This is a genomic window from Brevibacillus sp. (assembly GCF_003521185.1).
Lineage (GTDB): Bacteria > Bacillota > Bacilli > Brevibacillales > Brevibacillaceae > Brevibacillus > Brevibacillus parabrevis.
Genome location: NZ_DOTK01000037.1, coordinates 80,047 through 104,949, shown reverse-complemented (window position 1 = coordinate 104,949; position 24,903 = coordinate 80,047). Strand labels below are relative to the sequence as shown.

At 52.3% G+C, this 24,903-nt stretch carries 22 protein-coding genes; 20 read left to right on the top strand and 2 right to left on the bottom strand.

The genetic code is table 11. From position 1 onward, the window contains the following. The first annotated feature begins 49 nt into the window (after positions 1-49). Both DEP07_RS10730 and DEP07_RS10725 read left to right on the top strand, forming a co-directional pair. The gene (locus tag DEP07_RS10730; protein ID WP_167470274.1) at positions 50-223 is read left to right on the top strand and encodes a hypothetical protein; all 174 of its coding nucleotides are present in this window, start codon (positions 50-52) and stop codon (positions 221-223) included. A 3-nt stretch (positions 224-226) separates the two neighbouring features. After that, positions 227-1,918: a peptide ABC transporter substrate-binding protein gene (locus tag DEP07_RS10725; protein ID WP_370641081.1), complete on the top strand. Its 1,692-nt coding sequence runs from the start codon at positions 227-229 to the stop codon at positions 1,916-1,918. A 38-nt stretch (positions 1,919-1,956) separates the two neighbouring features. On the opposite strand, the gene DEP07_RS10720 is transcribed toward DEP07_RS10725, so the two are convergent. Next, on the bottom strand, positions 1,957-2,550 hold the full coding sequence (locus tag DEP07_RS10720) for a TetR/AcrR family transcriptional regulator (RefSeq protein WP_063227964.1): 594 nt from the start codon (positions 2,548-2,550) through the stop codon (positions 1,957-1,959). Between the two features lie 197 nt (positions 2,551-2,747). Here DEP07_RS10720 and DEP07_RS10715 point away from each other — a divergent pair, with 197 nt between their 5' ends. The 16 genes from DEP07_RS10715 (at position 2,748) to DEP07_RS10640 (ending at position 21,274) form a co-directional block, all read left to right on the top strand. After that, positions 2,748-3,221, top strand: a complete 474-nt coding sequence (locus tag DEP07_RS10715) for an N-acetyltransferase (RefSeq protein WP_122963860.1) — start codon at positions 2,748-2,750, stop codon at positions 3,219-3,221. 109 nt (positions 3,222-3,330) lie between these two features. Next, positions 3,331-5,403 carry a methyl-accepting chemotaxis protein gene (locus DEP07_RS10710; RefSeq protein WP_122963861.1) on the top strand — a complete coding sequence of 691 codons (2,073 nt, stop codon included), beginning with the start codon at positions 3,331-3,333 and terminating at the stop codon, positions 5,401-5,403. 135 nt (positions 5,404-5,538) lie between these two features. Beyond that, positions 5,539-6,270 carry a GTP pyrophosphokinase gene (locus tag DEP07_RS10705; protein WP_122963862.1) on the top strand — a complete coding sequence of 244 codons (732 nt, stop codon included), beginning with the start codon at positions 5,539-5,541 and terminating at the stop codon, positions 6,268-6,270. Beyond that, positions 6,257-7,693 carry a dipeptidase PepV gene (gene pepV / locus DEP07_RS10700; protein WP_242774836.1) on the top strand — a complete coding sequence of 479 codons (1,437 nt, stop codon included), beginning with the start codon at positions 6,257-6,259 and terminating at the stop codon, positions 7,691-7,693. The genes DEP07_RS10705 and pepV overlap by 14 nt, the downstream gene beginning before the upstream one ends. 120 nt (positions 7,694-7,813) lie before the next feature. Continuing rightward, complete coding sequence (locus DEP07_RS10695; protein WP_217022351.1) at positions 7,814-8,416, top strand: TetR/AcrR family transcriptional regulator; 603 nt, start codon at positions 7,814-7,816, stop codon at positions 8,414-8,416. Positions 8,417-8,482: 66 nt separating this feature from the next. Next, positions 8,483-9,784, top strand: coding sequence for an MFS transporter (locus DEP07_RS10690; protein WP_281868114.1), 1,302 nt, complete (start codon positions 8,483-8,485; stop codon positions 9,782-9,784). 98 nt (positions 9,785-9,882) lie between these two features. Continuing rightward, the gene (locus DEP07_RS10685; protein WP_122963866.1) at positions 9,883-10,956 is read left to right on the top strand and encodes a M42 family metallopeptidase; all 1,074 of its coding nucleotides are present in this window, start codon (positions 9,883-9,885) and stop codon (positions 10,954-10,956) included. A gap of 206 nt (positions 10,957-11,162) precedes the next feature. Further along, positions 11,163-12,641 carry a DEAD/DEAH box helicase gene (locus DEP07_RS10680; protein WP_122963867.1) on the top strand — a complete coding sequence of 493 codons (1,479 nt, stop codon included), beginning with the start codon at positions 11,163-11,165 and terminating at the stop codon, positions 12,639-12,641. Between the two features lie 243 nt (positions 12,642-12,884). Continuing rightward, the gene (locus DEP07_RS10675) at positions 12,885-13,817 is read left to right on the top strand and encodes an ABC transporter permease (protein WP_122963868.1); all 933 of its coding nucleotides are present in this window, start codon (positions 12,885-12,887) and stop codon (positions 13,815-13,817) included. A gap of 4 nt (positions 13,818-13,821) precedes the next feature. Next, positions 13,822-14,772, top strand: coding sequence for an ABC transporter permease (locus tag DEP07_RS10670; protein WP_217022349.1), 951 nt, complete (start codon positions 13,822-13,824; stop codon positions 14,770-14,772). Positions 14,773-14,786: 14 nt separating this feature from the next. Then, the gene (locus DEP07_RS10665; RefSeq protein WP_274874171.1) at positions 14,787-15,809 is read left to right on the top strand and encodes an ABC transporter ATP-binding protein; all 1,023 of its coding nucleotides are present in this window, start codon (positions 14,787-14,789) and stop codon (positions 15,807-15,809) included. Continuing rightward, complete coding sequence (locus tag DEP07_RS10660; protein ID WP_173596820.1) at positions 15,802-16,755, top strand: ABC transporter ATP-binding protein; 954 nt, start codon at positions 15,802-15,804, stop codon at positions 16,753-16,755. Before DEP07_RS10665 ends, DEP07_RS10660 begins: the two co-directional genes overlap by 8 nt. Before the next feature lie 30 nt (positions 16,756-16,785). Next, positions 16,786-18,432 carry a peptide ABC transporter substrate-binding protein gene (locus DEP07_RS10655; RefSeq protein ID WP_287102452.1) on the top strand — a complete coding sequence of 549 codons (1,647 nt, stop codon included), beginning with the start codon at positions 16,786-16,788 and terminating at the stop codon, positions 18,430-18,432. A 207-nt stretch (positions 18,433-18,639) separates the two neighbouring features. Beyond that, positions 18,640-18,888 carry a hypothetical protein gene (locus tag DEP07_RS10650; protein ID WP_217365125.1) on the top strand — a complete coding sequence of 83 codons (249 nt, stop codon included), beginning with the start codon at positions 18,640-18,642 and terminating at the stop codon, positions 18,886-18,888. A gap of 365 nt (positions 18,889-19,253) precedes the next feature. After that, positions 19,254-20,456: an ATP-binding protein gene (locus tag DEP07_RS10645; protein ID WP_287102451.1), complete on the top strand. Its 1,203-nt coding sequence runs from the start codon at positions 19,254-19,256 to the stop codon at positions 20,454-20,456. 38 nt (positions 20,457-20,494) lie between these two features. Next, positions 20,495-21,274, top strand: a complete 780-nt coding sequence (locus DEP07_RS10640) for a hypothetical protein (RefSeq protein ID WP_173596823.1) — start codon at positions 20,495-20,497, stop codon at positions 21,272-21,274. A gap of 243 nt (positions 21,275-21,517) precedes the next feature. Here the strand turns inward: DEP07_RS10640 and DEP07_RS10635 are convergent, their stop codons facing one another. Further along, positions 21,518-22,936: an RsmF rRNA methyltransferase first C-terminal domain-containing protein gene (locus DEP07_RS10635; protein WP_287102450.1), complete on the bottom strand. Its 1,419-nt coding sequence runs from the start codon at positions 22,934-22,936 to the stop codon at positions 21,518-21,520. Positions 22,937-23,022: 86 nt separating this feature from the next. On the opposite strand from DEP07_RS10635, the gene DEP07_RS10630 reads away from it, so the two are divergent. Together DEP07_RS10630 and DEP07_RS10625 are read left to right on the top strand one after the other, a co-directional pair. After that, positions 23,023-23,778 carry a hypothetical protein gene (locus DEP07_RS10630; RefSeq protein ID WP_122963875.1) on the top strand — a complete coding sequence of 252 codons (756 nt, stop codon included), beginning with the start codon at positions 23,023-23,025 and terminating at the stop codon, positions 23,776-23,778. Between the two features lie 24 nt (positions 23,779-23,802). Next, entirely contained in the window at positions 23,803-24,756 is a 954-nt protein-coding gene (locus DEP07_RS10625) for a methyl-accepting chemotaxis protein (protein ID WP_122963876.1), read from the top strand. Positions 24,757-24,903: the final 147 nt, after the last annotated feature.

Sequence of the window (24,903 nt, the reverse complement as noted above, 5' to 3'; positions counted from 1 at the left end):
GATCTAGCCGAATGACAACTGGCAACAGCAGCGCAGAAAGGAGGCGAACATGGCACAGGACCAGGAAATGTGGGACAAGCTGTTTCATGAGCTTGCCTGCATCAAAAGCGAGTTAAAAGCGTTTAAGCTTGAAACCCGGGCAGAACTATACCAAATCAAAGACGAGCTGAAAGAATGGCAACAGCAGAATGGACAACAACGGCTCCCTAAAAAAGGGGAATAAACGATGATGACAGCAAACAAGAACAGCAACTGGTGGAATAAAACGGTCAAAGCGGTACTCGCGACAGGCTTGACCGTATCTCTGGCGGCGTGCGGACAGGCACCGGAAGCCGCAAAACCAGCCCAGCCATCGCAACAGGCGACAACTCAGCCGGCACCAGCGAAGGAAACCAAACAGCCTGAGCAGGTGCTCCGACTGAACAACTTTACGGAGCCGCTTTCTCTGCATCCGGGAATGATTACAGATGTATGGTCTTCCAATGTCATTTTCCAGACGTTTGAGGGACTGACACGAATCGACAAAGACGGCGTGCCACAACCGGCGATTGCCCAAGAAATCAAAGCGTCCGACGATCTGCTCACCTATACCTTTACACTGCGGGACAACGCCAAATGGTCAAACGGTGATCCGGTAACGGCACACGACTTCGAGAACGCCTGGAAATGGGTATTGGACGCGAAAAACGGTTCCGAATACGCCTACCAGCTCTTTTATGTGAAAAATGCAGAAGCGGCATTCAGCGGAAAAGCAAAGCCGGAAGAGATCGGGGTAAAAGCGACGGATGACAAGACACTGGTCGTCCAGTTGGAAAACCCGACGCCGTTTTTCCTGGAGCTGACCGCTTTCTACAGCTACTTCCCGGTTAACACAAAAGTAGCGAAAGAGCACCCGGATTGGGCGAAGGACGCAGGTCCGAACTACACTTCGAACGGACCGTTCAAGCTGACTTCCTGGGATCACAAAAACAAGCTGGTGCTGGAGAAAAACGAGAACTACTGGGATGCTGGCACAGTCAAGCTGACGAAAATCGAAATGAACATCATCAATGACGCCAATACCGAGTTGTCCATGCTGGAGAACGGCGATCTGGACTGGGCAGGAGCGCCTACCGGAAACTTGCCGCTCGACGCGATGCAGACGCTGAAGGAAAAAGGTCTTCTGGAGATTACGCCGAAAGCAGGAACGTACTGGTACGAGTTCAATACGCAACAAAAACCGTTCAATAACAAAAAAATTCGCCAAGCGTTCGCACTGGCGATCAGCCGCCAAGACATCGTCGACAACGTGACGCAAGGCGGCGAACTGGTTGCGACAGCCGTAGTGCCTCCGACCATGTTTGCAGAAAACACGCAAGGCTTGTTCAAGGACAACGATGTGGAAAAAGCGAAACAGCTTCTGGCAGAAGGCATGAAGGAAGAAGGATACGCGAGCGCCGACAAGCTGCCGCCAATCACGCTCTCCTACAACACAGAAGAAGCGCAGACCAAAATCGCGCAAGCCGTGCAAGACATGTGGCAAAAAAATCTCGGAGTACAAGTGAAGCTGGAGAACCAAGAGTGGAACGTGTACTACGAAAACGTGAAAAATGGCAAGTTCCAGGTAGCCCGCATGGGTTGGACAGGCGATTTCAACGATCCGATCAACTTCCTGGAAATTTTCCGCACGAAAGAAGGCAACAACCACACCGGATGGGAAAGCAAGGCATACGCCGAGCTGCTCGCCAAGTCTTCCAAGGAAAAGGATGCTGCCAAACGCAAGGCGATCTTGCAGGATGCAGAAAAGCTGCTGGTGGATGAAATGCCAGTAATTCCGTTCTACTTCAAATCCACAGTTTACGCGAAAAATCCGAACTTGAAAGATGTCGTCATTTCCGGGCTGGGCAATGCGCAGTACAAATGGGCCTATTTTGAATAATCGTTCCTAACAAAAATGTGAAGGGCTGGTCGCTTGGATTAATCCACGACCAGCCCTTCGAATACAATCGAGACCTTCTCTTCCATTATTTCTTCCAGCGCCCAGGCGCCTTCGCTGCGCACCCAGTCATACAGCGCGTTGTAGTAGATGTTTTCCAACATGTTTGCCGCCACGAGCGGATTGAACTTGGCCTTCAGCTGTTGCCGATCCTGCGCTTCTTCGATCAGGTCTGCAAAAAGCTGGCGCAGCTCAAAGTACATGTTCTTTTCGTTCTCCAGCACTTTGCGATGCTTCATCGACGATTCCACGACGACTTTGATGAAATCAAAATTGGTGATCGTCACTTCGTTCATGATTTTGTAAATCCGCAGAACCTTGGATTTGCAATCGTCCCCGTAGTCCCACTCCGCACGGCGTTCTTCGATTTCGTGAAGCCGTTCATATCCCCAGTTGGCGAGGATTGCTTCCTTTGACGTGAAATGCAGAAAAATGGTGCCGCGAGCGACATCTGCTTCTTCCGAGATCATGTCGATGGTCGTTGCTTCAAAGCCGTGCTGCTTGAACAGCTTGATGGCAGCGTTGAAGATTTTTTCGCGTGTTTCCCGCTTTTTTCTCTCCCGTCTCGTCGTCAAAAAGGTAGTACCTCCTCTGCTCGTTTGTATGATTATAACATAACACTTACTTACAAAAGAATTTTCCGTACATTTCAGGAGCAAAAGGGCAAAAAAAGGGATAGACTTCTGTGCGAGCCGAATGTATATTTATATACTATAATGAATAAATATTTAATCATACCGAGCTGTTAGAGCATGGGGTGGAGGAGAGTAAAATGAGCGTTGCAAAAGCGCTGACAGTACGTCAGGCAATGATGAAGGACGTCGATGCCATGTTGGAAATCATTAATGAATATGCACAACAGGGATTGATGTTGCCGCGAACGAAACTTTCTGTCTGTGAAAATTTGCAGTCATTTATCGTCGCTCATGATGGAGATACAGTGGTTGGCGTTGCCGGACTGCATATTTTATGGGAGGACCTGGCGGAAATCCGCTCCCTGGCGATATCGGAAAAAGCAAAAGGGATGGGCGTGGGCAAGCATCTCGTCCTTCATCTCGTAGACCAGTGCCGCAACCTGGGCATTAACCGTGTGCTTGCGCTAACCTATCAAAAAGTGTTCTTTGAAAAGTGCGGATTTTGGATCGTAGCGAAGGAAACGTTGCCGCAAAAAGTGTGGAAAGACTGCATTAACTGTTCCAAGCTGCCCATGTGCGACGAAATCGCAATGATTTTCGAGACTGCCTGATACATTTGGTATAGCCTTCCTTTTTTCTTTTCTGGTACTATATTCGTAACAATAATAAAAATATAGAGAATATTGAATCAGAAAAGATGTTCGAATTGGGGGGCTTTCCATGAAGCTGGGCGCGCGCGTACTGATCGTGCTCCTGGTCGCGAGTATCGTACCATTGACCGCGGCAGGAGTGTTTGCTTACCAAGAGACGAAACAGGAATTGCTGAATGGCAGTGCAGCCAAGCTGGAAGCGTTGCGAATCAGCAACAAGGAGCAGGTGGAGAATTACTTGCGGGAGCGCACGAAAAACGTCGATACGCTGGCGGCCTCCGGAACAGTAATCTCTGCCGTTTCTGTCTTTTCCGAGTTGTGGCAAGGAGGCAGGGAATCTGCCGCCTACAAAGAGGCAGAGCTGTCCTACGCCAAAGAGTTGAAGATGGAAGTCGCGCGCTACGGGTTTTCCAACGCCTTTTTGCTCAGTGAAACAGGCGAGATCGTGTACGAGACAAAGCCGCAAGCGGATTTTGGCACCAATTTGCTGACAGGCCCGCATGCAAGCTCCGTATTGGGCAAGACTGTTCAGCAGGTCGTGAAGGGACAGAGCGCCGAGGTGTCTGATCTGGGCAGGTACGAACCGTCAGGCAATGTGCCAGGTGTCTACATTGCGGCTCCGATTTACGAAAAAGGCTATATGATGGGGCAGCTCGCGGTCGAAGTGCCGCTCGATTACATCTCCCGCCTCTTGAACCAGAGAGAGGGCTTGGGCGAAACCGGAAAAATTTATCTCGTCGGGCCGGACAAGCTGATGCGTTCGCAGTTGGGAAGCGGCGAGGAGACGATTCTCAAGCAGGTCGTAGACACGCCGATCATCGGGCAGGCTTTCCAGTCCGAAGGGTTTTCAGGGACGCAGGAGAGCGTCGATTATCGCGGACAGCCCGTTCTCGTTTCCTATGACCAGATCAAAGTAGCGAAGCATACATGGGTCATTCTCGCCGAGATGGACATGACGGAAATTTTGGCGGGGCCAAGCCGGATTCAAACGGCGATGGTCGTTTTCAACGGGGCGGTTCTCTTGCTCATCGTGGCGATTTCGCTCTACACGGCAGGCTGGCTGCGCCGTTCTTTCAGCGGAATGCTCCTGGCCGCAGAACGGATCGGAAAAGGCGACTTCACGACCTCGTTTCCAAGCAAACTTTTGAAGCGCAAAGACGAGCTGGGCGAGCTTGCCCGTTCGCTGTCGGCGATGCAAAAGCAGCTGCAAGGCATTCTTTTGCAAGTCGGACAAGCGGCAGCATCTGTGGCACACGCCGTGCGGGAAATTCACGGGAATACGAACGAGATTGCCGCATCGAGCCAGCAAATTGTGCAGGTGGTCGATCAGGTGGCAGCTTCGAGTGAGAACCAGATGGAGAAAATGGGGCAAACGCTGAATCTGGCCGTGGACTTGACGAATGACGTAGCGGGGGTCACGCAAAATGTGCAGCAAGTCACGCTGTCCTCGACCGAGATGAAGCAGCACGCTGAGGAAGGCAGGGAAGCAGTAACCGCCGTCATTCTCAGCATGGAGGAAATCAACCGCTCGGTAGAAGCTGCCACCTCTGTGATCCACGTCCTGGAGCAGCGCTCGCAAGATATATCGCGCATCATTGCGGTCATTACGGAAATTGCCAGACAGACGAACTTGCTGGCTTTGAATGCGGCGATCGAGGCAGCGCGTGCCGGAGAGCACGGCAAAGGCTTTGCAGTCGTCGCCGGAGAAGTCCGCAAGCTGTCCGAAGGCACGAACGAGGCTGCGCAGCAAATCGTGCGCATGATCAATGACGTACAAAACGACACGGCGATCGCGGTGGCAAAAATGGCCGAGGGAGCCGAGACGACGGCGCACGGCATGAAAACCGCCCGCCAGTCGGGGGAAATGTTCCAGCATATCGAGCAAAACATTTTGCGCGTGTCGGAGGAAATCCGGCGGGTCAGCGACGCTTTCGCGCGGATGGCCCCGGATGCGCAGCAAGTCGTCGTCGTCGCCAAAGAAGTTTCGGCTGCTTCCGTACAAGCTACGGCAGGCGTGCAAAGCATCTCTGCTGCGGTGGAGGAGCAAAGCGCAGCGATGGAACTGATCGCCCAATCTGCCGATCAGCTGGCGAAGCTGGCCGACGATTTGCGCGGCTCGCTGGCCGCATTTGTCCTCAAGTAACCAGGCGGGGAAAATCGCATAACGTTGCCGGGAAATGTTCGTTTTCCCGGCTCTTTTTGCATTTTGGAAGGATATCTCACACAAAATGTTGAATGATAAGGACGATGGAGAGTTTCGGGCCGGAGGGACGTAAGCGTGCACAAACTAGATTGGGAACTTTATTTGCTGCCGTTCGAGCAAGCTGTAGAAGAGATCAAAGTCAAAATTAAAAATATCCGCAACGAGCTGCGCAAGCGCAAGGAGCATTCGCCTATCGAGTTCGCCGTGGGCCGGGTCAAATCGATCCCGAGCATCTACAACAAAGCAAACCGCCTGCAATTTCCGATTGATGAAAATATATGCTGGGAGATCAGGGACATCGCGGGCGTGCGCGTCATCTGTCAGTTTATCGACGACATTCCCGCTGTGGTGGAGATGATCCGCAAGCGCGGCGACATGCGCGTCTATTTGGAAAAAGACTACGTGTCCACGCCAAAAGAAAGCGGTTATCGCGGCTATCACCTGGCGGTCGAATACCCGATCATGATGGCGGGCGGACAAGTGACGATCCCGGTGGAAATCCAAATTCGTACACTCGGAATGAACTTTTGGGCAACGATTGAACACTCGCTGAATTACAAATACGAAGGAATCATTCCGTCGAACATTCGCCAGCGGCTGTTTGAGGCCGCCAAAGCTTCGTACAAGCTGGACAGCGAGATGAACAACATCCGCGACGAGATCAAGGAAGCACAGGCCGAGTTCACGAAAAAGGAAGTGCCGATGGAATCGCTGCTCTCGCTGGTGGAGCTGGACCTGGACATTGACGCTGGAATGATGGAAAGCAGCGCACATGAAAGGAAAGAAAACGAAAATGACGACCATTAATTGGCTGGAAGAAACGAATAAACTCAAGGATGAGCTGATCGCGACGACGCAGGACTTTTTGCGGATCAAAAGCGTGCTCGATCCTGCTACGGCTGGCGAAGGAGCGCCTTTTGGCAAAGGCATTCGCGAAGCGCTGGATTTTGCCCTGGACGTATGCAAGCAAGCCGGAATGACGACCAAGGATGTTCGCGGGTATGCCGCTCACGCCGAGTTCGGGCAAGGGGAAGAGCTGGTCGGCATTTTGAGCCACGTCGATGTCGTGCCGGAAGGGGATGGCTGGAGCACTCCGCCGTACGCCGCCGAAATCGTAGACGGGAAGCTGGTCGCGCGCGGAGCGATTGACGACAAGGGGCCGACCATGGCGGCGATTTTTGCAGCCAAAGTGGTGCTCGGACTGGGACTGCCTCTTTCCAAGCGTGTCCGCTTCATTTTCGGGACGGACGAAGAGTCCAGCTGGCAATGCGTGAAAACGTATTTTGAAACGGAAGAAATGCCGACGATGGGTTTCACGCCTGACGCCGATTTTCCGCTGATCTATGCCGAAAAAGGTTTGACTGACTTGACGCTGTCCCAATCGTATGAAGCGTTCCAAAAGCTCGGCGCTTCGGCTGTCGAGCAGGCAGACGCCAAGCTCGTGTCCTTCCAATCCGGCCTGCGCATGAACATGGTGCCGGACAAAGGAACAGCGAAGTTGGCGCCACAGGGACTGGACAGTCAGGCGATTGTGGAGCGTTACGAGAAGCATTTGGCACAAACAGGCTTGAAGGGGCAGGCGGAAGCAAAAGACGGCTTGGTCGTGCTGCATATGGAAGGCGTCTCTGTCCACGGCATGGACCCGAAAAAAGGGGTCAACGCAGGTACGGAGCTGCTCCACTTCCTGCACACACTGACATTGGACGCGCGTGCGGCTGTGTACGTTGCCGCAGCAGATCGCTACTTGCACAAGCAGCATGACGGACAAGCGATCGGCATCGCCCATGACGACGAGGAGATGGGCGCGCTCACATTGAACACGGGCGTGCTGGAGTATGAAGCGGAAGGAGACGCGCTGTTCCGCTTGAACATTCGCTATCCGCACTCGATCTCGTTCGAGAAGTGGTCGACGACTCTCGCAGACCGATTCGCTGCTGCTGCTTTTGACTTGCAAGTCGTGGAGCACCTGACTCCGCACCGCGTCGACCCGAATCACCCGCTGGTCACTACCCTGCAAAAGGTGTACACGGAACAGACAGGGGAAGAGGCAGGCATTATCGCTATTGGCGGTGCCACCTACGGCCGCTCCCTGGATGTGGGCGTAGCGTTTGGCCCGCTGTTCCCGGGACGCCCGGACAGTGCCCATCAGCGCGATGAGTACATTTTGGTCGACGATCTGGTCAAGGCGACAGCGATCTACGCTCAGGCGATTTACGAGCTGGCAAAATAATCGACAGGATAATCCGGGGATGCGGCGATTGGCTGCATCCCCTTTACAATTTGTGGGAGCGCGGTTTATACTTTGGAAGTACGATTGATTGAGTAATCATCCATGAGGAGACGTGTTTGCATGGCCCTGTCCGATTCGCAAGTCCAAAAAATGAAACAGAAGCGCGAGACGATATTGGAGCAAGCCACTCTGATGTTTGCCGAGCACGGCTATAACGATACGACGATTGCGAAAGTAGCGAAGGCGTCAGGCGTCAGCTTTGGCAGTGTGTTTACGTATTTTGAAAACAAAGACCAGCTCTTTTTCGCGGCAGTCGTGGAGCCGTTGCAAGTGTACGCACCTAAGCTGCTCGACTTTGATCCGAACGCCAAGCAGCCGACGCAAGAGCTTTGGAACATGGTGGCAAAGCATATCAAAATCTTTTCGAGCTTCGGCCCGTACTTGCGGCTGGTCGTGCAGGTCATCGGCTATCACAACCGCTTTGCCGAAGCGTTTGCCGAGCTGGACGCTTTTCACAATACGTTTCGGGCGAAAATCGGCGAGCTTGTGAAAAACGGCCAGGAGCGGGGCGAGCTGCAAATCCAGGATGCCAAGTACGCTGCGACTGCCTACACCAGCTTTTTGATCGGCCTGCGGGTGAATCTCATCGACTCGCCAGACAGCCAGATGTGGGAACAATTTGTGCCGTTTGCCATGCAGCTTTTTGGAGCGAAGACCGACTAACCGTGTTCGCTCTTTTTATGACCAATAAATGATTGATTGATCAATCGTAAAAAGGAGGAATCGCGCGTGGGCATTTTCGCGTTTGACCGAACGATTCGCATTCGGATGGTCCTGCAATTTTGGACGAATCTGGCGGTGATGTCTGTTGTGCCGTACTTGATCGTCTTTTTCTCCAGCCAACTGGGCACAGCCGTCACCGGAATGATGTTCATCGGGGTCATGGCGGCGAGCATTCTCGGGACGTTTGCCGGGGGATATGCAGCGGACCGGATCGGCCGGAAAAAAGTGATCGTCACATGTGAAGCGGTTATTTTTGCAGGTTTTAGTGCGGTTGCCTGGGTAAATGCGCCGGGGTATCAGCTGCCGTATGTGACGTTTGGCTTGTTTGTGTTCATTCAGCTGTGCACAGGCGCGGCGGGACCTGTTTACCAGGCGTTGATTATCGATGTCAGCCGTCCCGACAATCGGCGCGCGATCTTTACGGCTTTGTACTGGCTCAACAATCTCGCGGGTGCGGCTGGCGGCATGATCGGAGCCTTTTTGTTCAAGGAGCATCACTTTTGGCTGTTTGTCGGAGTCGCTTGCAGCACGGCTATTTCTTTGCTCATCACGATTTTGTACATTGGCGAGACGTATGTGCCGAAAAGCCAAAGCCAGCCCGGCAAAAAGGAAGCGCAGACAAGAGACGACGAAGGGCGGAAGTTCAGTCGGGTGCTAACGGCGTACGCGAGCGTTTTTCGCCATAAATGGTTCATGTGGTTCGCCCTAGCAAGCTTGCTGATCATCTCGGTGGAAGAACAATTGACGAACGCCATCGGGATTCGCCTGGTGAAGGAGCTGGCGGAACCGCAAGCGCTCCTGCCGTTTCTCGCCTTTCAGGTAGACGGAATGAACATGCTGGGGATACTGAGATCGGAGAATACGCTCCTGGTTGTATGCCTGACCGGACTCGTCTCCCTGCTGATGAAAAAGGTCAAGGAGCGCGCCAGCTTGCTGTGGGGTCTCGTGCTTTTTTTCAGCGGCTACACCGTGATCAGCTACAGCGCCTCGCCATGGCTGTTGCTGTTTGCGATGCTCGTAGCCACGATCGGCGAGTTGATGCACATCCCTACAAAGCAAACGATGCTGGCGAACATGGTGCCAGATGATGCGCGAAGCACGTACATGGCGGTTTATTCCTTGCTCAATATCGTGGGAGTCAGCAGCGCCGGCGTGTTTATTCTCATCAGCGCCTGGGTGCCGCCGCTGCTTCTCAGTGCCGGATTTGCCTGCATGGGAGCTGTCAGCGTGGGCATGTTCGCAGTTATCACCAAACGGCTTGCGCAAGAACCCGAGACTTCTGCCGCCCCGATCCAGACCGGAGCCTGAGCTTGCTTTCTCTCTGTCTAGCGTTCAAGGGAATTAGCTGGGCTGTCGCGAAAAAGAATAAAGAAAAAATTGATTTTCCAATAGGAGGAATTTTTCTGATGGATGACATCACCAAATTGATCAAGGAACTGACAGAGGTGGACGGCGTTCCCGGACACGAGCGCGAAGTGAGAAAAAAGATGGAGGAGCATTTGGCGCCGCTTAGCGAGCAGCTCGTAAAAGATCGGCTGGGCGGAGTTCTCGGTGCGAAAACGGGGGATGCGGGCGGCCCGAAAATTTTGCTGGCGGGACACCTCGACGAAATCGGCTTCATGATTACGCAGATTACGCCAAAAGGCTACTTGCGCTTCATGCAGCTTGGCGGCTGGTGGCCGCACAATTTGCTCTCGCAGCGGGTGAAGGTCAAGACGCGAAAAGGCGAATACGTGGGGATCATCGGCTCGAAACCGCCGCACTCTCTGGAAAAAGAGGAGCGGGAAAAAGTGATGAAGCTCAAAGATTTGTACATCGACATCGGGGCCAAAAACGAGGAAGAGGCGAAAGCGATGGGCGTCCGCCCCGGCGATTGGGCTGTTCCGGCAAGCGAGTTTACGACGATGCGCGACGGAGAGTTGTGGGTAGCCAAAGCGCTGGACAATCGGGCAGGGTGCGCGCTCGCGATTGAGGTTCTCAAGCGTTTGCAGACAGAGGAGCACCCCAATGTCGTATACGCCGGGGCAACCGTGCAGGAAGAGGTCGGCTCTCGCGGAGCAGGTACGGTCGCCCATTTGGTGCAGCCAGACATTGCCTTTGCCCTGGATGTAGGGGTCGCCTACGATACGCCGGGAAGCGAGTCGCATCCGTTCACGTGCAATATGGGCGACGGCCCGCTGATTTTCCTCTACGACGCGACGATGATTCCGCATACCGGACTGCGCGATCTCGTCATGGATACGGCGGAGGAGCTGGGAATCCACGTGCAAGTCGATGCGATGGCAGGCGGGGGAACGGACGCCGACAAGTTCCATACGAGCGGTGTCGGCTGCCCGTCCTTGGTCGTCGGTTTTGCCACCAGGTACATCCACAGCCATAATTCGATCATGTCCAAAAAAGATTTTGAACAGGCCGCCGAGCTGTTGACGGCGGTGATCAAAAAGCTCGATCATGATACGGTAGCGCGATTGATCGACTAATTTCCAGCAGAAATCACCTTCCTGACCACGGCAAAAAGCGAAAGCGTGTCGAATGGTTTGGTTGTATTTTTCAAGCGACTCCTATAGTATAGGTAGGATAGGATTTCGCAAGGGTACAACCTGCCTGGGATGATTCACACCCGCTGTCCATGCAGCCAAGGGTGTACAGAACGGGACCGCGTGTGATGTGAAAGGAAGTGGATATGATGGCAAAATCGTTTGCGTCTTTTGGCTTTCGACCGGAGCTGATGCAAGGGATTCAAGACCTGTATTATAAAGAACCGACACCGATCCAGGAGGAAGCGATTCCGCTGATTCTGGAAGGGAAAGATGTGATTGGACAAGCGCAGACCGGAACCGGAAAAACAGCAGCGTTCATGCTGCCGATCCTGAACCGTCTGGAGGAAGGAAAGCGCGACATTCAAGCGCTGATTTTGACCCCGACGCGCGAGCTGTCCATTCAGATCGCCAAAGAAGTAGAGAAGCTGGGCAAGCACCTCGATGTGAATGTACTGTCTTTGCACGGCGGAGCGGATATTGACAAACAGCTGAGCAAGCTGAAAGCGACGGTACATGTGGTCGTCGGGACGCCAGGCCGCGTACTCGATCACATGAAGCGCGGTTCGCTGCATTTCGGACGGATTTCCACGCTTGTCTTGGACGAAGCGGACAAGATGATGGAGATGGGCTTTTTGGAGGATGTCGAGCAAGTGATCGTCCACACGCCATCGCAGCGTCAAGTGCTGCTCTTCTCCGCAACCATGCCCGATTTGGTCAAGCGGCTCGCTCATCGCTTCATGAAGCAGCCGCCGCATCTTAAAATCGAGGGCAAGCAAAAGACCGTAGAGAAAATCGAGCAATTTTACTACGTCGTCAACCAAAGTGACAAAACAGATGCGCTCGTCGATGTCGTGGAGCAGGAACAGCCGTTTTTGACGATTGTGTTCGCGAACACGCAAGTCCGCGTGCAGCAACTCACGGCTCGTTTGCAGGAAAACGGACTGTCCGCGCAAGCGCTGTACGGAGATTTGTCGCAAAGCAAGCGCGAGCAGCTGATGAGACAGTTCCGCGAGATGCGCTTCCAGTACCTGGTTGCCACCGATATCGCGGCGCGCGGGCTGGACGTCGAAGGCATCACGCATGTCATCAACTACGATTTGCCCAACGACGTCGACAGCTACATTCACCGCGTAGGCCGTACAGGACGTGCGGGACAGAGCGGAAAAGCGATCTCGCTCATTTCCCCGCGCCAGAAAAACTTGATGGGCCGCTTTGCCAAAGCGACGAAGGCGTCGATTGAAGAGCGCATTCTGGAGCCAGGCCGCCATCTGGATGCAGGCCGTCGCGAACGTGCGCAGGAGCGTGAGGCCCACTTCATCGAGCTGCGCGCCCAACAGGCGAAAGAACAGCAAAAGGAAAAAGACAAAGAGTTCGCTCCAGTGCGCGAAGCTTTGAAGAAAAAAGCGAAAGTAAAGCCAGGCTACAAGAAAAAGCTGGCGCGCGAGCTGGGCGAGCTTCAGACGCAGTATGAGAAAAACCGCAAAAAGGCAGAAGCGATTGCTGCCAGAAAAGCAGGGAAATCGGCAAAGCCGGCAGATGCCAAAAAAGCGGGAAAAGGCGGAGCAAACCGCTCTGCCAAAGGGGCAAGACCGTTCCGTCAAGATTCGGGCAAGTCCAGAGGGTAATGCAAGCATAAGAAAAGGTCCAGATTCGCTTCGTGCGAGCTGGGCCTTTTTCGCGTGTGTCCGATGGCGAGTTATTGTTGGAATTATTTGAACCATAAAACAAAAGTGCAAAAATATTAATTCTGATAAAACATATCGGAATAATGTTGAATAAAATCTTTTTATCGATTAGACTCTAACCTAAGTTCGCAATTTAAATCATATTATTTTTATCTGATTAGTTGTAGTGGGGAGGAAGCGATTATGTGGAAATACATGCTCAAGCGGTCGCTGTCGATGGTCATAACGTTATGGCTCATCGCCACATTGACGTTTGTCATCATGCACCTGATTCCCGGTGATCCGTTCGCGACGGAAGCGCGCATGCTGCCGGAAGAGGTGGTGCAGAACATGCGGGAGCGATACCACCTCGATAAACCGCTGATTGAGCAGTATGTCCAGTATATGAATGGACTGATTCATCTCGATCTCGGCCCTTCGATTCAACAAAAGTCGCAGGACGTCACGACGTTGATTCAAAGCGGCTTTCCAGCGTCAGCCGTACTCGGTTTGCAGTCGCTGGTGATCGCCCTGACCGGGGGCATCGCGCTCGGAGTCGTTGCAGCTCTGTTTCACAACCGCCTGATGGATTATGCGGCGATGTTTTTTGCCATCCTCGGCATCTCGGTTCCGAGCTTCATCCTGGCTCCTTTACTCATCAAGTATTTTGCGGTGAAGTGGGAGCTGCTTCCGGTAGCGTCCTGGGATGGCTGGGAATACTCCGTGCTCCCTTCCGTTGCGCTGGCGATCGGGCCGCTGGCGATTATTGCCCGCTTTGTCCGCACCAGCATGATCGAGGTGTTTGACCAGGACTACATGAGCACGGCGGAGGCAAAAGGGCTTTCGACTTTTCACATCGTGTTCCGCCACGGTATCCGCAATGCGATTCTTCCGGTCATTACGTTTATCGGCCCGCTGTTTGCCAACCTGATTACGGGCACATTTGTCGTCGAAAAGATTTTCGCGATCCCGGGCATCGGCAAATATTTCGTGGAAAGTATTTTCAATCGCGATTATCCGGTTATTCTCGGAACTTCTGTCTTTTACAGTGCCGTCCTGATTTTGACCTTGTTTGTCACCGATATTTTGTACCGATTCGTCGATCCGCGAATCAAATTAGCCAATGGAGGGGAATAGCGCGATGGCAGAAGTATCACATGTGCCAGATGAACTTTTTCGCCCGCTTGATCGCAGCCGGTTCGACAGTCACAACGCCATGCGTCCGAGTGCGAGCTACGGCCTGGAAAGCATCCGGAAAATTTTTCGCAACAAGCTGGCGGTTCTGGGCTTTTGTTTGCTCGGGGCAATCGTGATCTTGTCCGCTTTTGGGCCGGGCATGCTTCCTTACTCCGCCAGCGAGCAATCTCTCGTCTCGGGCAATTTGCCGCTGTCAGCCGAGCATTGGTTTGGAACGGACGACCTCGGCCGCGACATGTGGGTGCGCACCTGGGAGGGAGGGCGAATCTCCCTGTTCATCGGAGTCGTTGCCGCCCTGATCGACTTGGTTATCGGCGTAGTGGTCGGCGGGTTGTCGGGTTACATGGCGGGTCGCGGCAAATGGGGCGATCGCATTGACAATTTCCTGATGAGGCTGGTCGAGATCTTGTACGGAATCCCGTATCTGTTGGTCGTGATTTTGCTGATGGTCATCATGGAGCCTGGACTGGCCACGATTATTACGGCGTTGTCGATCACGGGCTGGGTCGGGATGGCTCGGCTGGTACGCGGGCAAATTTTGCAGGTAAAAGGCCAGGAGTACGTGCTGGCGGCGGAAAAGCTGGGAACGCCGCACGCGAAAATCATTTGGCGGCACCTGATTCCGAACGTCGCCGGGATTATTATCGTCAACTTGACCTTTACGATCCCGCAGGCCATTTTTGCCGAATCATTCCTCAGCTTTCTCGGCTTGGGCGTGCAGGCTCCGACCGCGAGCTGGGGCACGATGGCAAACGATGGGTTAGCCGTGATTTTGAGCGGGCAATGGTGGAGGCTGTTTTTTCCGGGGGTCATGATTTCCTTGACGATGTTTGCTTTTAACGCGATCGGAGACGGATTGCAGGACGCCTTCAACCCGAGGGGCGGCAAAGCTTGAAGGAGGAACGACAGATGAGGAATGTGCTGGAAGTGGAAGATTTGCATGTCTCCTTCCGAGCTTATGGCGGGGAAATCCAGGCAGTTCGCGGCGTGAGCTTCGCCGTGCGGCCAGGCGAGACACTGGCGATTGTCGGGGAGAGCGGCTGCGGAAAAAGCGTGACGGCGCGGGCGATTTTGGGCATGGTGAAAGCGCCGCGGGGCCGCGTGAAGAAAGGGAGCGTGCGTTTGCAGGGCAGAGAGCTGTCCTGTCTCGGGAAAAAAGAGCTGCAACAAGTGCGCGGAGCACAAATCGGCATGATTTTTCAAGACCCGATGACTTCGCTGAATCCGACGATGAAGATCGGGACGCAAATCGCGGAAGTGCTGATCAAGCATCAAAAGCTGGCCAAAAAGCAGGCGCGCGAAAAGGCGATCGAGCTGCTGGCGGCGGTCGGCATCCCGGAGCCTGCCCGACGGTACGAGCAGTATCCTCACGAATGCAGCGGAGGGATGAGACAGCGGATCGTGATCGCCATAGCCTTGGCCTGCGACCCTGAGCTGATCATTGCGGATGAGCCGACGACCGCTCTGGACGTGACGATCCAGGCGCAGATTTTGGCTCTATTGAACGATTTGCAGCGCACAAAAGGCACGTCGATCATCATGATCACGCACGACTTGGGCGTGGTGGCGGAAGTGGCCGATCAGATGGCGGTCATGTACGCCGGGATCATCGTCGAGCAAGGGCCAGTAGAGGAAATATTCGACAACCCGCAGCATCCGTACACAAAAGGGCTGCTGCAATCGGTGCCGCGCCTGGATCAGCCGAGCGAGGAACGGCTCATTCCGATCCAGGGCGCACCGCCCGATCTGTTTGCGCCGCCTGCGGGCTGCCCGTTTGCCGCCAGATGCGATCACGCGATGGAAGTGTGCGCGCAGTACATGCCGAAAAGCACGGCGTTTTCAGCGCAGCATCAGGCCAAATGCTGGCTGCACGATCGGCGTGCGCACTGCGTGGAGGAACTGGTGAGTGCAGGGAGGGAGCAGCATGTCTGACATATTGGTACAGGTAAACGAACTGCGCAAATATTATTCGATCGGCAACGGCAGACAGGTCAAGTCCGTAGACGACATCTCGTTTTCGATCCGCAAAGGCGAGACGCTCGGACTGGTCGGCGAGAGCGGCAGCGGCAAGTCGACGCTCGGCCGGACCATAGTCGGCCTGTACCCGCCGACGAGCGGCTCGGTCAGCTTTGCGGGAACCGATCTGGCTACGGCACGCGGCAGGCAAAAGCGCGAGATCAATCGCCAGATGCAGCTCATTTTTCAAGACCCGCAATCTTCGCTCAACCCGCGCCTGCGAGTAGGCGAAATCATCGCGGAAGGAATCGAGGCCCACGGCTTGGCAAAAGGCCGCGAGAAAGCGGAGCGGGTGCACCAGTTGCTGGAAAAAGTCGGCTTGCACCCGGACCATGCGAAGCGGTATCCGCACGAATTTAGCGGCGGACAGCGGCAGCGGATCGGAATTGCCCGGGCGCTCGCTGTGCAGCCCAGCTTCATCGTGGCGGATGAGCCGATTTCCGCCCTGGACGTCTCGATTCAGGCGCAAGTGGTGAATTTGCTGGCCGATTTGCAAGCGGAAAGCCAACTGACGTATTTGTTCATCGCCCACGATCTGGCTATGGTCAAATACATCAGCGACCGGATCGGCGTGATGTATTTGGGCCGCATGATGGAGCTGGCTGAAAGCGATGACCTTTTTGCCAAGCCGCTGCATCCGTATACGCAAGTGCTGCTGTCTACGATGCCGGTATCTCATCCGAAGCATCGTGCAGAACGCGAACGCATTGTCATCGGCGAACCGCCAAGCCCGATCAATCCGCCAACAGGCTGCCCGTTTCAGACGAGATGCCCGCAGGCTATGGGCATTTGCAAACAAATCGCGCCAACCTGGAGGGAGGTGGAGGCCAAGCACTGGGTAGCCTGCTTTTTATACGAGTAATTGAGAGAGAAACATACGGAGGAGAGAGACATGAAAAAGAAACTACTTACCGCTGCTGCTTTGCTGATGCTGGTTGTTCCAGGGTTGGCCGCGTGCAGTAAGGACACGCCAGCAGCTTCGGATACAAAGACAGGCCAAACGACTACGCAAGCGGCCGCCATCAAGCAAGAAGTGACCGCCAACCTCAAAGGAGAGCCGTACACGCTCGACCCGGCGTTCGCTTCCGACTCGACTTCGTACTGGGTGATCGACCATCTGTACGAAGGGCTGTATCGCTATAACGACAAGGGAGAACTGGTGGAAGGCGCAGCCGAAAAAATCGAGATTTCCCCGGACGGAAAGACGTACACTTTTCACATTCGCAAAGGCTTGAAATGGTCCAACGGCGATGCGTTGACCGCCAAAGATTTCGAATTTGCCTGGAAGCGGGTACTGGACCCGCAAACAGCGGCATATGAGCCTTCTGCCCTGTACTACATCGAAGGCGCCGAGGAGTACAACACAGGAAAAGGCCCGCTGGACAAGGTGAAAATCTCGACGCCGGATGAATATACGCTCGTCGTCGGCCTGAAAAATCCGGCAAGTTTCTTCCCGAAAGTGGCGATTGGCCGCCCGTACTTGCCTGTGAACCCGAAAGTCGTGCAAGCGGACAAAAACTGGGCAGGAGAAGCGAAAAGCATCGTGACAAACGGCGCATACAAAGTTGGCGCCTGGGAGCACAACAACGAACTGACGCTGGCGAAAAACGACCAGTATTGGGAAAAAGATGCCGTGACGATGGAAACCGTGCATTTTAAAATGGTCAACGATGCCACGACCGCTTATCAAATGTACAAGACAGGCAAGCTTGATCTGATCGATACGTTGCCAACCGATGTGATCGAACAGGAAAAAGGCAAGGATGAGTACAAGGCAGTCGCTGACTTTGGCGTGTATACATACACGTTCAACACTTCCGCAGAACCGTTCAACAACGCGAAAATCAGACGGGCATTCACAATGGCAATTGACCGCGAGGCGATCACCAATAACATCACCAAAGGCGATCAAAAAGCGGCCTACGGCTACGTCGCTTACGGCGTGACCACGCCATCCGGCAAAGACTTCCGCGATGAAGTAGCGCCTTATTACAGCAACGATCCAGCCGAAGCGAAAAAGCTGCTGGAAGAAGGCATGAAGGAGCAAGGCTGGTCGACGCTCCCTGCCGTTACGTTGAAATACAGCACAGGAGAGACGCATAAAAAAGTAGCAGAAGCTCTGCAAGAAATGTTCCGCAAAAACCTGGGCGTAGAAATCAAGCTGGAGCACCAGGAGTGGAAGACTTACATCGATACGTACAAACAAATGAACTTCCAAATCGCGCGCATGGGCTGGAACGGATCGTATCTGGACCCGCTGGCTGTGCTGGAACTGTACACAAGCAAAAGCTCCAGCAACTTCACCAAATGGGAAAATGCGAAGTACGACCAGCTGATCGAACAGGCGAGAGTGGAGCAGGATCAGGAAAAACGCAACAAGCTTTTGCATGAAGCAGAAGATGTATTGATGGCAGAATTGCCGATCATTCCGGTCTACTTCTATACACAAAACTACTTGAACAGCAAAAAAATCGAAGGAATCCAGTACAGCGTAACGCGGGAGCCGGATTTCCGCCAGGCGAAAAAGGTAGCCGAATAAATCGTGCCCGCTGGCCCGGGACACGCAAGAAAACAAGGGGAGCCTCTCAAGTCAGGGAGGCTCCTTTTTCCTATGGAACAGACAAGCAGAGATAAGGCAATGTTGTGAAATAGTGTTTTCCTCCTAGTAGAATGAGGGTAATATATAGGTAGATAGAACCGTGTGCGAGAAAGCAATGGATCGTAGAGGGCGTGAGGAGAACGAGTGATGATGGATACGTGTTTCAAATGCGGAAGCAAAATGAATCCGAACGAATATAGCTGTCACGTCTGTGGTCAAAACGAAATGGAAGACTATCGGATGATTCGCAATTACGTGCGGAGTTATCCCAATTCGAATGCGATGCAAATTGCCAACGCGACGGGCATCTCCGTCTCGAAAATATTGCGCTACATCAAAAATGGCTCCCTGACCGTCGTGGACAATCAGTCGCGCAGAGGACGGCGTTTTGACTGAACCGGAGATGGACGAAAAGCCCGCACGCGGCAACATGCGTAAAAGCATGTGAGCGTGCGGGCTTTATTGTGCTGAAAGCAAATGGTGTCCAGCAGCTTGTAAGAGCATGCCAGTAAGTATCTCATATGAATGTCAATCGTGCTTGCCTCCACATGCCCTCGGAAATGGGCTGTTTTTTATTTTGCTCAGGTTACATACGGTATAATTTCATGTGGTTTAAGATGACTTTTAGTTACTTTTAGGGGTATTTGCTTGAAAAGGATGTCATTTGTGTTTAATTAACAAAGTTTAAGGTTTATAATTAGGAGGAGGGAATAATTTACACTCATATAATGGAATATTTTAGATAATTCAGGGGTGATTACATGAAATTAAAAGCAAATGAAGTATTTATTCCGGGTGCTTTCCCTAAATATACGTATATTTCTCGGCAATCGTCCGAATTTGATATTTCCTATGAATTTCGATTAAACCAATCTTTAAACACAGTTGGCTTTCTTACCTCAATTGTCGGTCCTTCGAAGACGGGTAAAACCGTATTGTGTGAAAAAGTAATAGGTATTGATAAAATGAAGGATTTTTCAGGAAGTGATTTCAAGGAATCCGAAGACTTTTGGGTAACAATTGCAAAAAGAGTTGGATTGCCACTTGAGAGTGACCAAACAGAGCAAAGGACGATACAAGGACAGGGGATCGCTGGTACTAGAGAGGGTGTAGCATCTTCAACAACAGAAAAGTATCATTCAAATAAAGACAAAGTCATTCAATATTTTCTCGAAAATGATTGGGTGCTGGTTTTAGATGATTTTCATTACGCTTCCCCAAATATGCAAATGGAAATAGCTTATCAGCTAAAAGACGCCATACGCAAATATTTTAAGACAGTGGTCATTTCCTTACCCCATCGATCTGATGATGCGATTAGAAAAAACTCAGATTTGAGCGGTAGATTGAATTTGATTAATATTGAACCTTGGAATACGAAGGAATTACGAGAAATCGCCGTAACTGGATTTGGTAAACTTGGGCTAAATATAAATTCTACTTTAGCGAATAACATGGCTCAGGAAAGTTTGTCTTCACCACAGCTCATGCAATCCATTTGCCTAAATCTCTCCCTGTTACTTGATATAGACAACAAAGATAACCCCAAACTCGATTCATCCATGCTGAAAAAAGCATATGAGATGACTTCTTTGAACCTTCTTTCTTACAGAGAAGTTGCTAGAAAGCTCAAAAATGGCCCCAATCCGAGAGGACAAAAGCGGAAAACGTACACCATTAACAGTGGTAATCAAGTTGATATTTACGAATTGCTTTTAAAGGCATTAAGTGTTGATCCGCCGAAGGTAAGTCTTTTTATCGATGAAATGAAAAGAAGAATGGATGCATTGGTAAGTGATACAGATAAACCGGATCGATTAAAAATCAAAACGACAATTGGTCAAGTGCAGTCAATTATGCAAACCAGTGAACCAATGTATCAAGTATTTGAATATAAAGACGACGAGGTTTATATACTAGAGCCTCTTTTCCTTTTCTATTTGCGGTGGGGAAGGCTTGACTGAACGTAGCAGGCACAGGTTTATTCAAAGGGGGGATTATCTTGACTAAGTTAATTCAAAGTAAAGCTGATGCAATTAGAGCAATACAAGAGCTGATAGACGAAGGGCGGAAATTAACTCTGGAGGAACAATTTTCTTCTTGGAAAACGACCACCGCCAGAGGTTTAGAACGCTTATTTTCTGATCAGACAATCGGACAGTCTTTTGCAATAAGCGTCTTTGGGTCAATGAAGAGGGATTCCCATCTACTTGGAGTATCTTATCTTGAAAGCTTGATTCGTGATATAAATAAAGGTTTATTCGAACCTAATGGAACCCGAGATGAAATTGACGCGGAGCATTTTCACATCATTATTCGGAGAATCCTTGCCAATTTTTATAAGCATATTCAGGAAATGTATCAAAAGCCTGTGCACGGCAGAGGGACATTGACAAAAGCGGACTTACAGAAGATTGTTCTCGGGAATGAGTACGATGTGCAACGTATGCTTTATTCATTAATCCGCCCGATTTTCCCTGATGCAAGAGTTGAAATCTACGGGGATGGTGGATATAAAAGTTATCGCTATGATATTTTTTTTGATGCATACGAAACGGTTATCGAAGTCAAATGCTCCCGGCCATCGATGCAAGAACGTGAGCTAACCGAGCAAATCGGATCGGATGCTTTTCATTATCAAGAAAAGTACATTTACTTCTTTATTTACGATAAGCATGGAGTAATAGCAAATGTCGATGCTTTCTGCAACACATATAGGAAATCGCTGGATACACACGAAAAGCAAATCGAAACGGTTGTTATCCAGCCCATTACTATTTAAAAAGATCCTCCAGCGTGTTTACGCACTCTTTCGCAGTACAAAGACGGTGTGTGGACAAATTAAAAAGAGGCCAGAGCTGTGCACGCAGCTTGGCCTCAGTACATGAAGACGGTCGTTTCCGAAAGGTTCGGTTCAATAGGTTGCAGCAAATGACTGCCCGTGCTCTGCATGCATAAGGGTGGTCATTTTTTGTGTAATCAAGATTCAGACTTGATTGTGCCAGTGTAATGATGACAGTGCTGGCTACAGCCACCGCAGTCCTTTCGGATAATGATTTTTCAACTGCCCCTCGGACTGTTTGCCCCAGCCGAGCGAAAAGCCGTCGACGGTGACAAGTGTCCAGCCGTTGGCTCCGTCTCTTGCGAGGGCTTCGCCTTTCAAATAGCGCACGACTTGCGGATCATCCGAAGCGTAGGAGGCTACGCGGGCTGCCTGTGCGGGTGTGCTGGCGAGCGCGAGCGCATGGGCTGGCTCCAGCCGATTTTTTTTCACGGTGCCGAGGTGGAGTCCGACGCGTGCGACCTTCAGCTTGTCCCAATCAAAGCCAGGCAGCGGCGAGTAGTAAAGCTGTTCGCCAAACAAAAGAAATGCGGACTCGTCCGCAAACTCGGCGAGAAGCTCGGGCATCGCTTCCTCGGCAAAAGCGCGCCAGGCCAAGAGCGCTTCCTTGCGTCCGGCGGGAGCGGCTTTGGCTTTTGCCGCGCGTTTGTCCTTGCGCTTTTCTGGTAGCTCGCTAGAGTCGGCATCGCGGCTTTTTTGCAGCTTGGCGAGGTAATGACCTTCCCCTTGCAAAAGGTGCGGCCACAAGCGCGCTGTCTTGCCGAGCGGCTCGCAGCGAGGATTGGCCCAGTCGGGTTGCCCCGGCGCAAACCATCCTGGCTCAGGCAGCTCCACGACCGTAAATTCCGGGTGACGGGTCAGGAAATCGACGAGAGACTGCTCATTTTCCAGCGGCGCGAACGTGCACGTCGAGTAGACCAGCGTTCCCCCGGGCTTGAGCATGGCACTGGCAGCGTCGAGAATATCTTGCTGCATGAGGTGGCATTCTGTCACTTTGTCGGGCGACCAGTCTTCGATGGCTTCCGGCAGCTTGCGGAACATGCCTTCGCCCGAGCACGGTGCGTCCACGAGGATTTTGTCGAAAAACTGCGGGAAGCGCTCTTGCAATTTTTCCGGTGTCTCGTTGGTCACAACCGCATTTTTGACGCCGCAGCGCTCCAGGTTTTCCGCCAAAGCCTTGACGCGAACCGGATGGATTTCGTTGGCAACGAGCAAGCCCTGACCGTTCAGGCCCGCAGCGAGCTGCGTCGACTTGCCTCCCGGAGCGGCGCACAGGTCGAGAATGCGCTCCCCTGGCTGGGCGTCCAGCGCTTCGGCCGCAGACATCGCGCTTGGCTCTTGCAAGTAATACAACCCAGCGGCGTGATACGGATGTTTTCCGGGACGCTCCTGGTCTTGGTAGCGAAACCCGTTCACACACCAGGATACCGGCTCCAAAGCAAAAGGCGAGCGGGACAGAAACTGCTCGCGCGCGACTTTGAGCGGATTGACCCGCAATCCGTGCGTAACAGGTTGGTCGTAGGATGCGAGGAACGCTGCGAACTCCTGGTTCAGCAGGCTTTTCATACGTTCTGTGAAGAGTCCGGGTAGATTTTGTGTCATAAATGCCTCCGTTGTCAGATTTTGGCCGCAAGTAAAAGGAAAAGCTAGAATCATGGCGAATCATAGAAAATGAGGTGAGAGCTTTTATGAAGGGATCCCGTGCAGAACGCTACCGCTCCCGGCGGAGGAACGACTCGGAAGTCAGCCGGTTTTGGATCATGGGGTTGCTTTTCTCACTGCTGGTGCTCGCTTTTGAATTCTTCATCGAAATTCCCGCCGATGCAGATTGGCTTGTGGATATGGAGATGGCTTTGTTTTCGGCCAGCTTTACTTTGCTCGCCTTTTACCTGCTCGGGCTTACCTTTGCCTTTTCCCGCCATCAAAAGGCAGGGAAGATCAATCACCAGATCATCATCTATGTATGGTTGGGGGCGATCTTGTTTCACCTGTTCCTGCTCATCAGCAACTTGTCCAATCAGCATGTGTACAAGGCAGGGATCATTCTATTTTTAGGGCCTTTGTTTTTGACTGTCTACCATTTTATCACGTACTTGTCCGCTTTGCGCGAGGAGCGTGAGGAGCAGGAGGCAGCTACGGCTGCTTCGCTGGAGCGCACGGCCTACCAGATGATTTTGGAGGGCGGCAAAGTGTACAGCGAAATCAGCCGGTTAAAAACAGAATATCCAGAAGTGGATCAGATGCTTCGAGCCAACGATTTTCACGATAGATTGGAGCGCTATGCCCTGGAAATGCAACAGTATTTGCAGGTCAAGCAATTTGAGCGCAAAGACGTGGAGTTGTTGGAGGGACATTACTATTTCTTGGAGAATTTGCTGAGTCTCGCCAAGCAGCACCCCGGGATCACCGAATCCCGCGCGTACTCTCGGCGAAAAGACATGTAAAGCGAAAAAGGAGAGGGAAAGCGGATGTTTTGGAAAAAGGACAAAGGACTTGCGGAAAAAGAAACAGCAGCAGCGGCAGCAGTGACAACCGTGACAAAAGAGAGCGCAGCACACCAGGCAGACACGTGGAAAAAGGAACTTCGCGGGTTATACGAGCAGATGGGCGCCATCATTTCGCAGCACAATGAAGTAAATGCTCAGCATGATGGGCTTGCCCGTCTGGCGACACAAATGAAAAACGTCGTAGAAAAAATTCAGGCCATCAACGAAAAAGACGATGAATCCGCCAACCAGCTCTCCATTCGTGGCGAGCGGTTGACGGCTATCTGCAAAGAGTCCGTAGAGCGTTCCGATGCGGGCAAAAAGGCGATGACAGAAGTCGTAGATGTCATGAGCCAGCTGGAAAAGGAATCGACGAACACATCCCGCTCCATGAGCCGTCTCGAAGAACGTTCTTCGGAAATTACCAGCATCGTTAAAGTGATTAGCGACATCGCCAACCAGACGAATTTGCTCGCGCTCAACGCAGCCATCGAGGCGGCGCGTGCGGGTGAACAAGGCCGCGGCTTTGCCGTAGTAGCGGACGAGGTGCGCAAGCTGGCGGAAATGACGGCCAATTCGACCAAGACGATCGCTGATTTGATTGGCAAAATCCAGGAAGAGACGAAGGAAGCGCTCGCCAACAGCGAGAAGAGCGGCAACGCGATCAAAAGCGGACTGTCCATCAGCAAGGAAGCATCGGAGAAAATGGAGGGCATCGCGCGTGCTTTCCACGAAGTCAACGGCGAAGTGGCAGGCGTGATGCAGATCATCCAGCAGCAAAAACGCTTTGCCGATGAGGTTTCCGGCCAGGTCAATGAAGCGCGGGACTTGCTGGACGGCTTGAACGACGATTTGATCGGGCACGTCAAAGAAGCGGGTGTGGTCGATCATCTTTTGCAGGCAAGTTTGAAGGAACTCAAAAAAGTATTGTCCTAATTCATTTTTTTAGAAACGAAAAGTCCCTCACCACAGTCTTTAAAGGTGAGGGATTTTTTTTATGGAAAAAAACACCTGGCAGTGTACGCCGAGCCGATCCAGCTTGGCAGCCATTCGTGATAGGCGGATATGGTTGGGCGCTGGCTT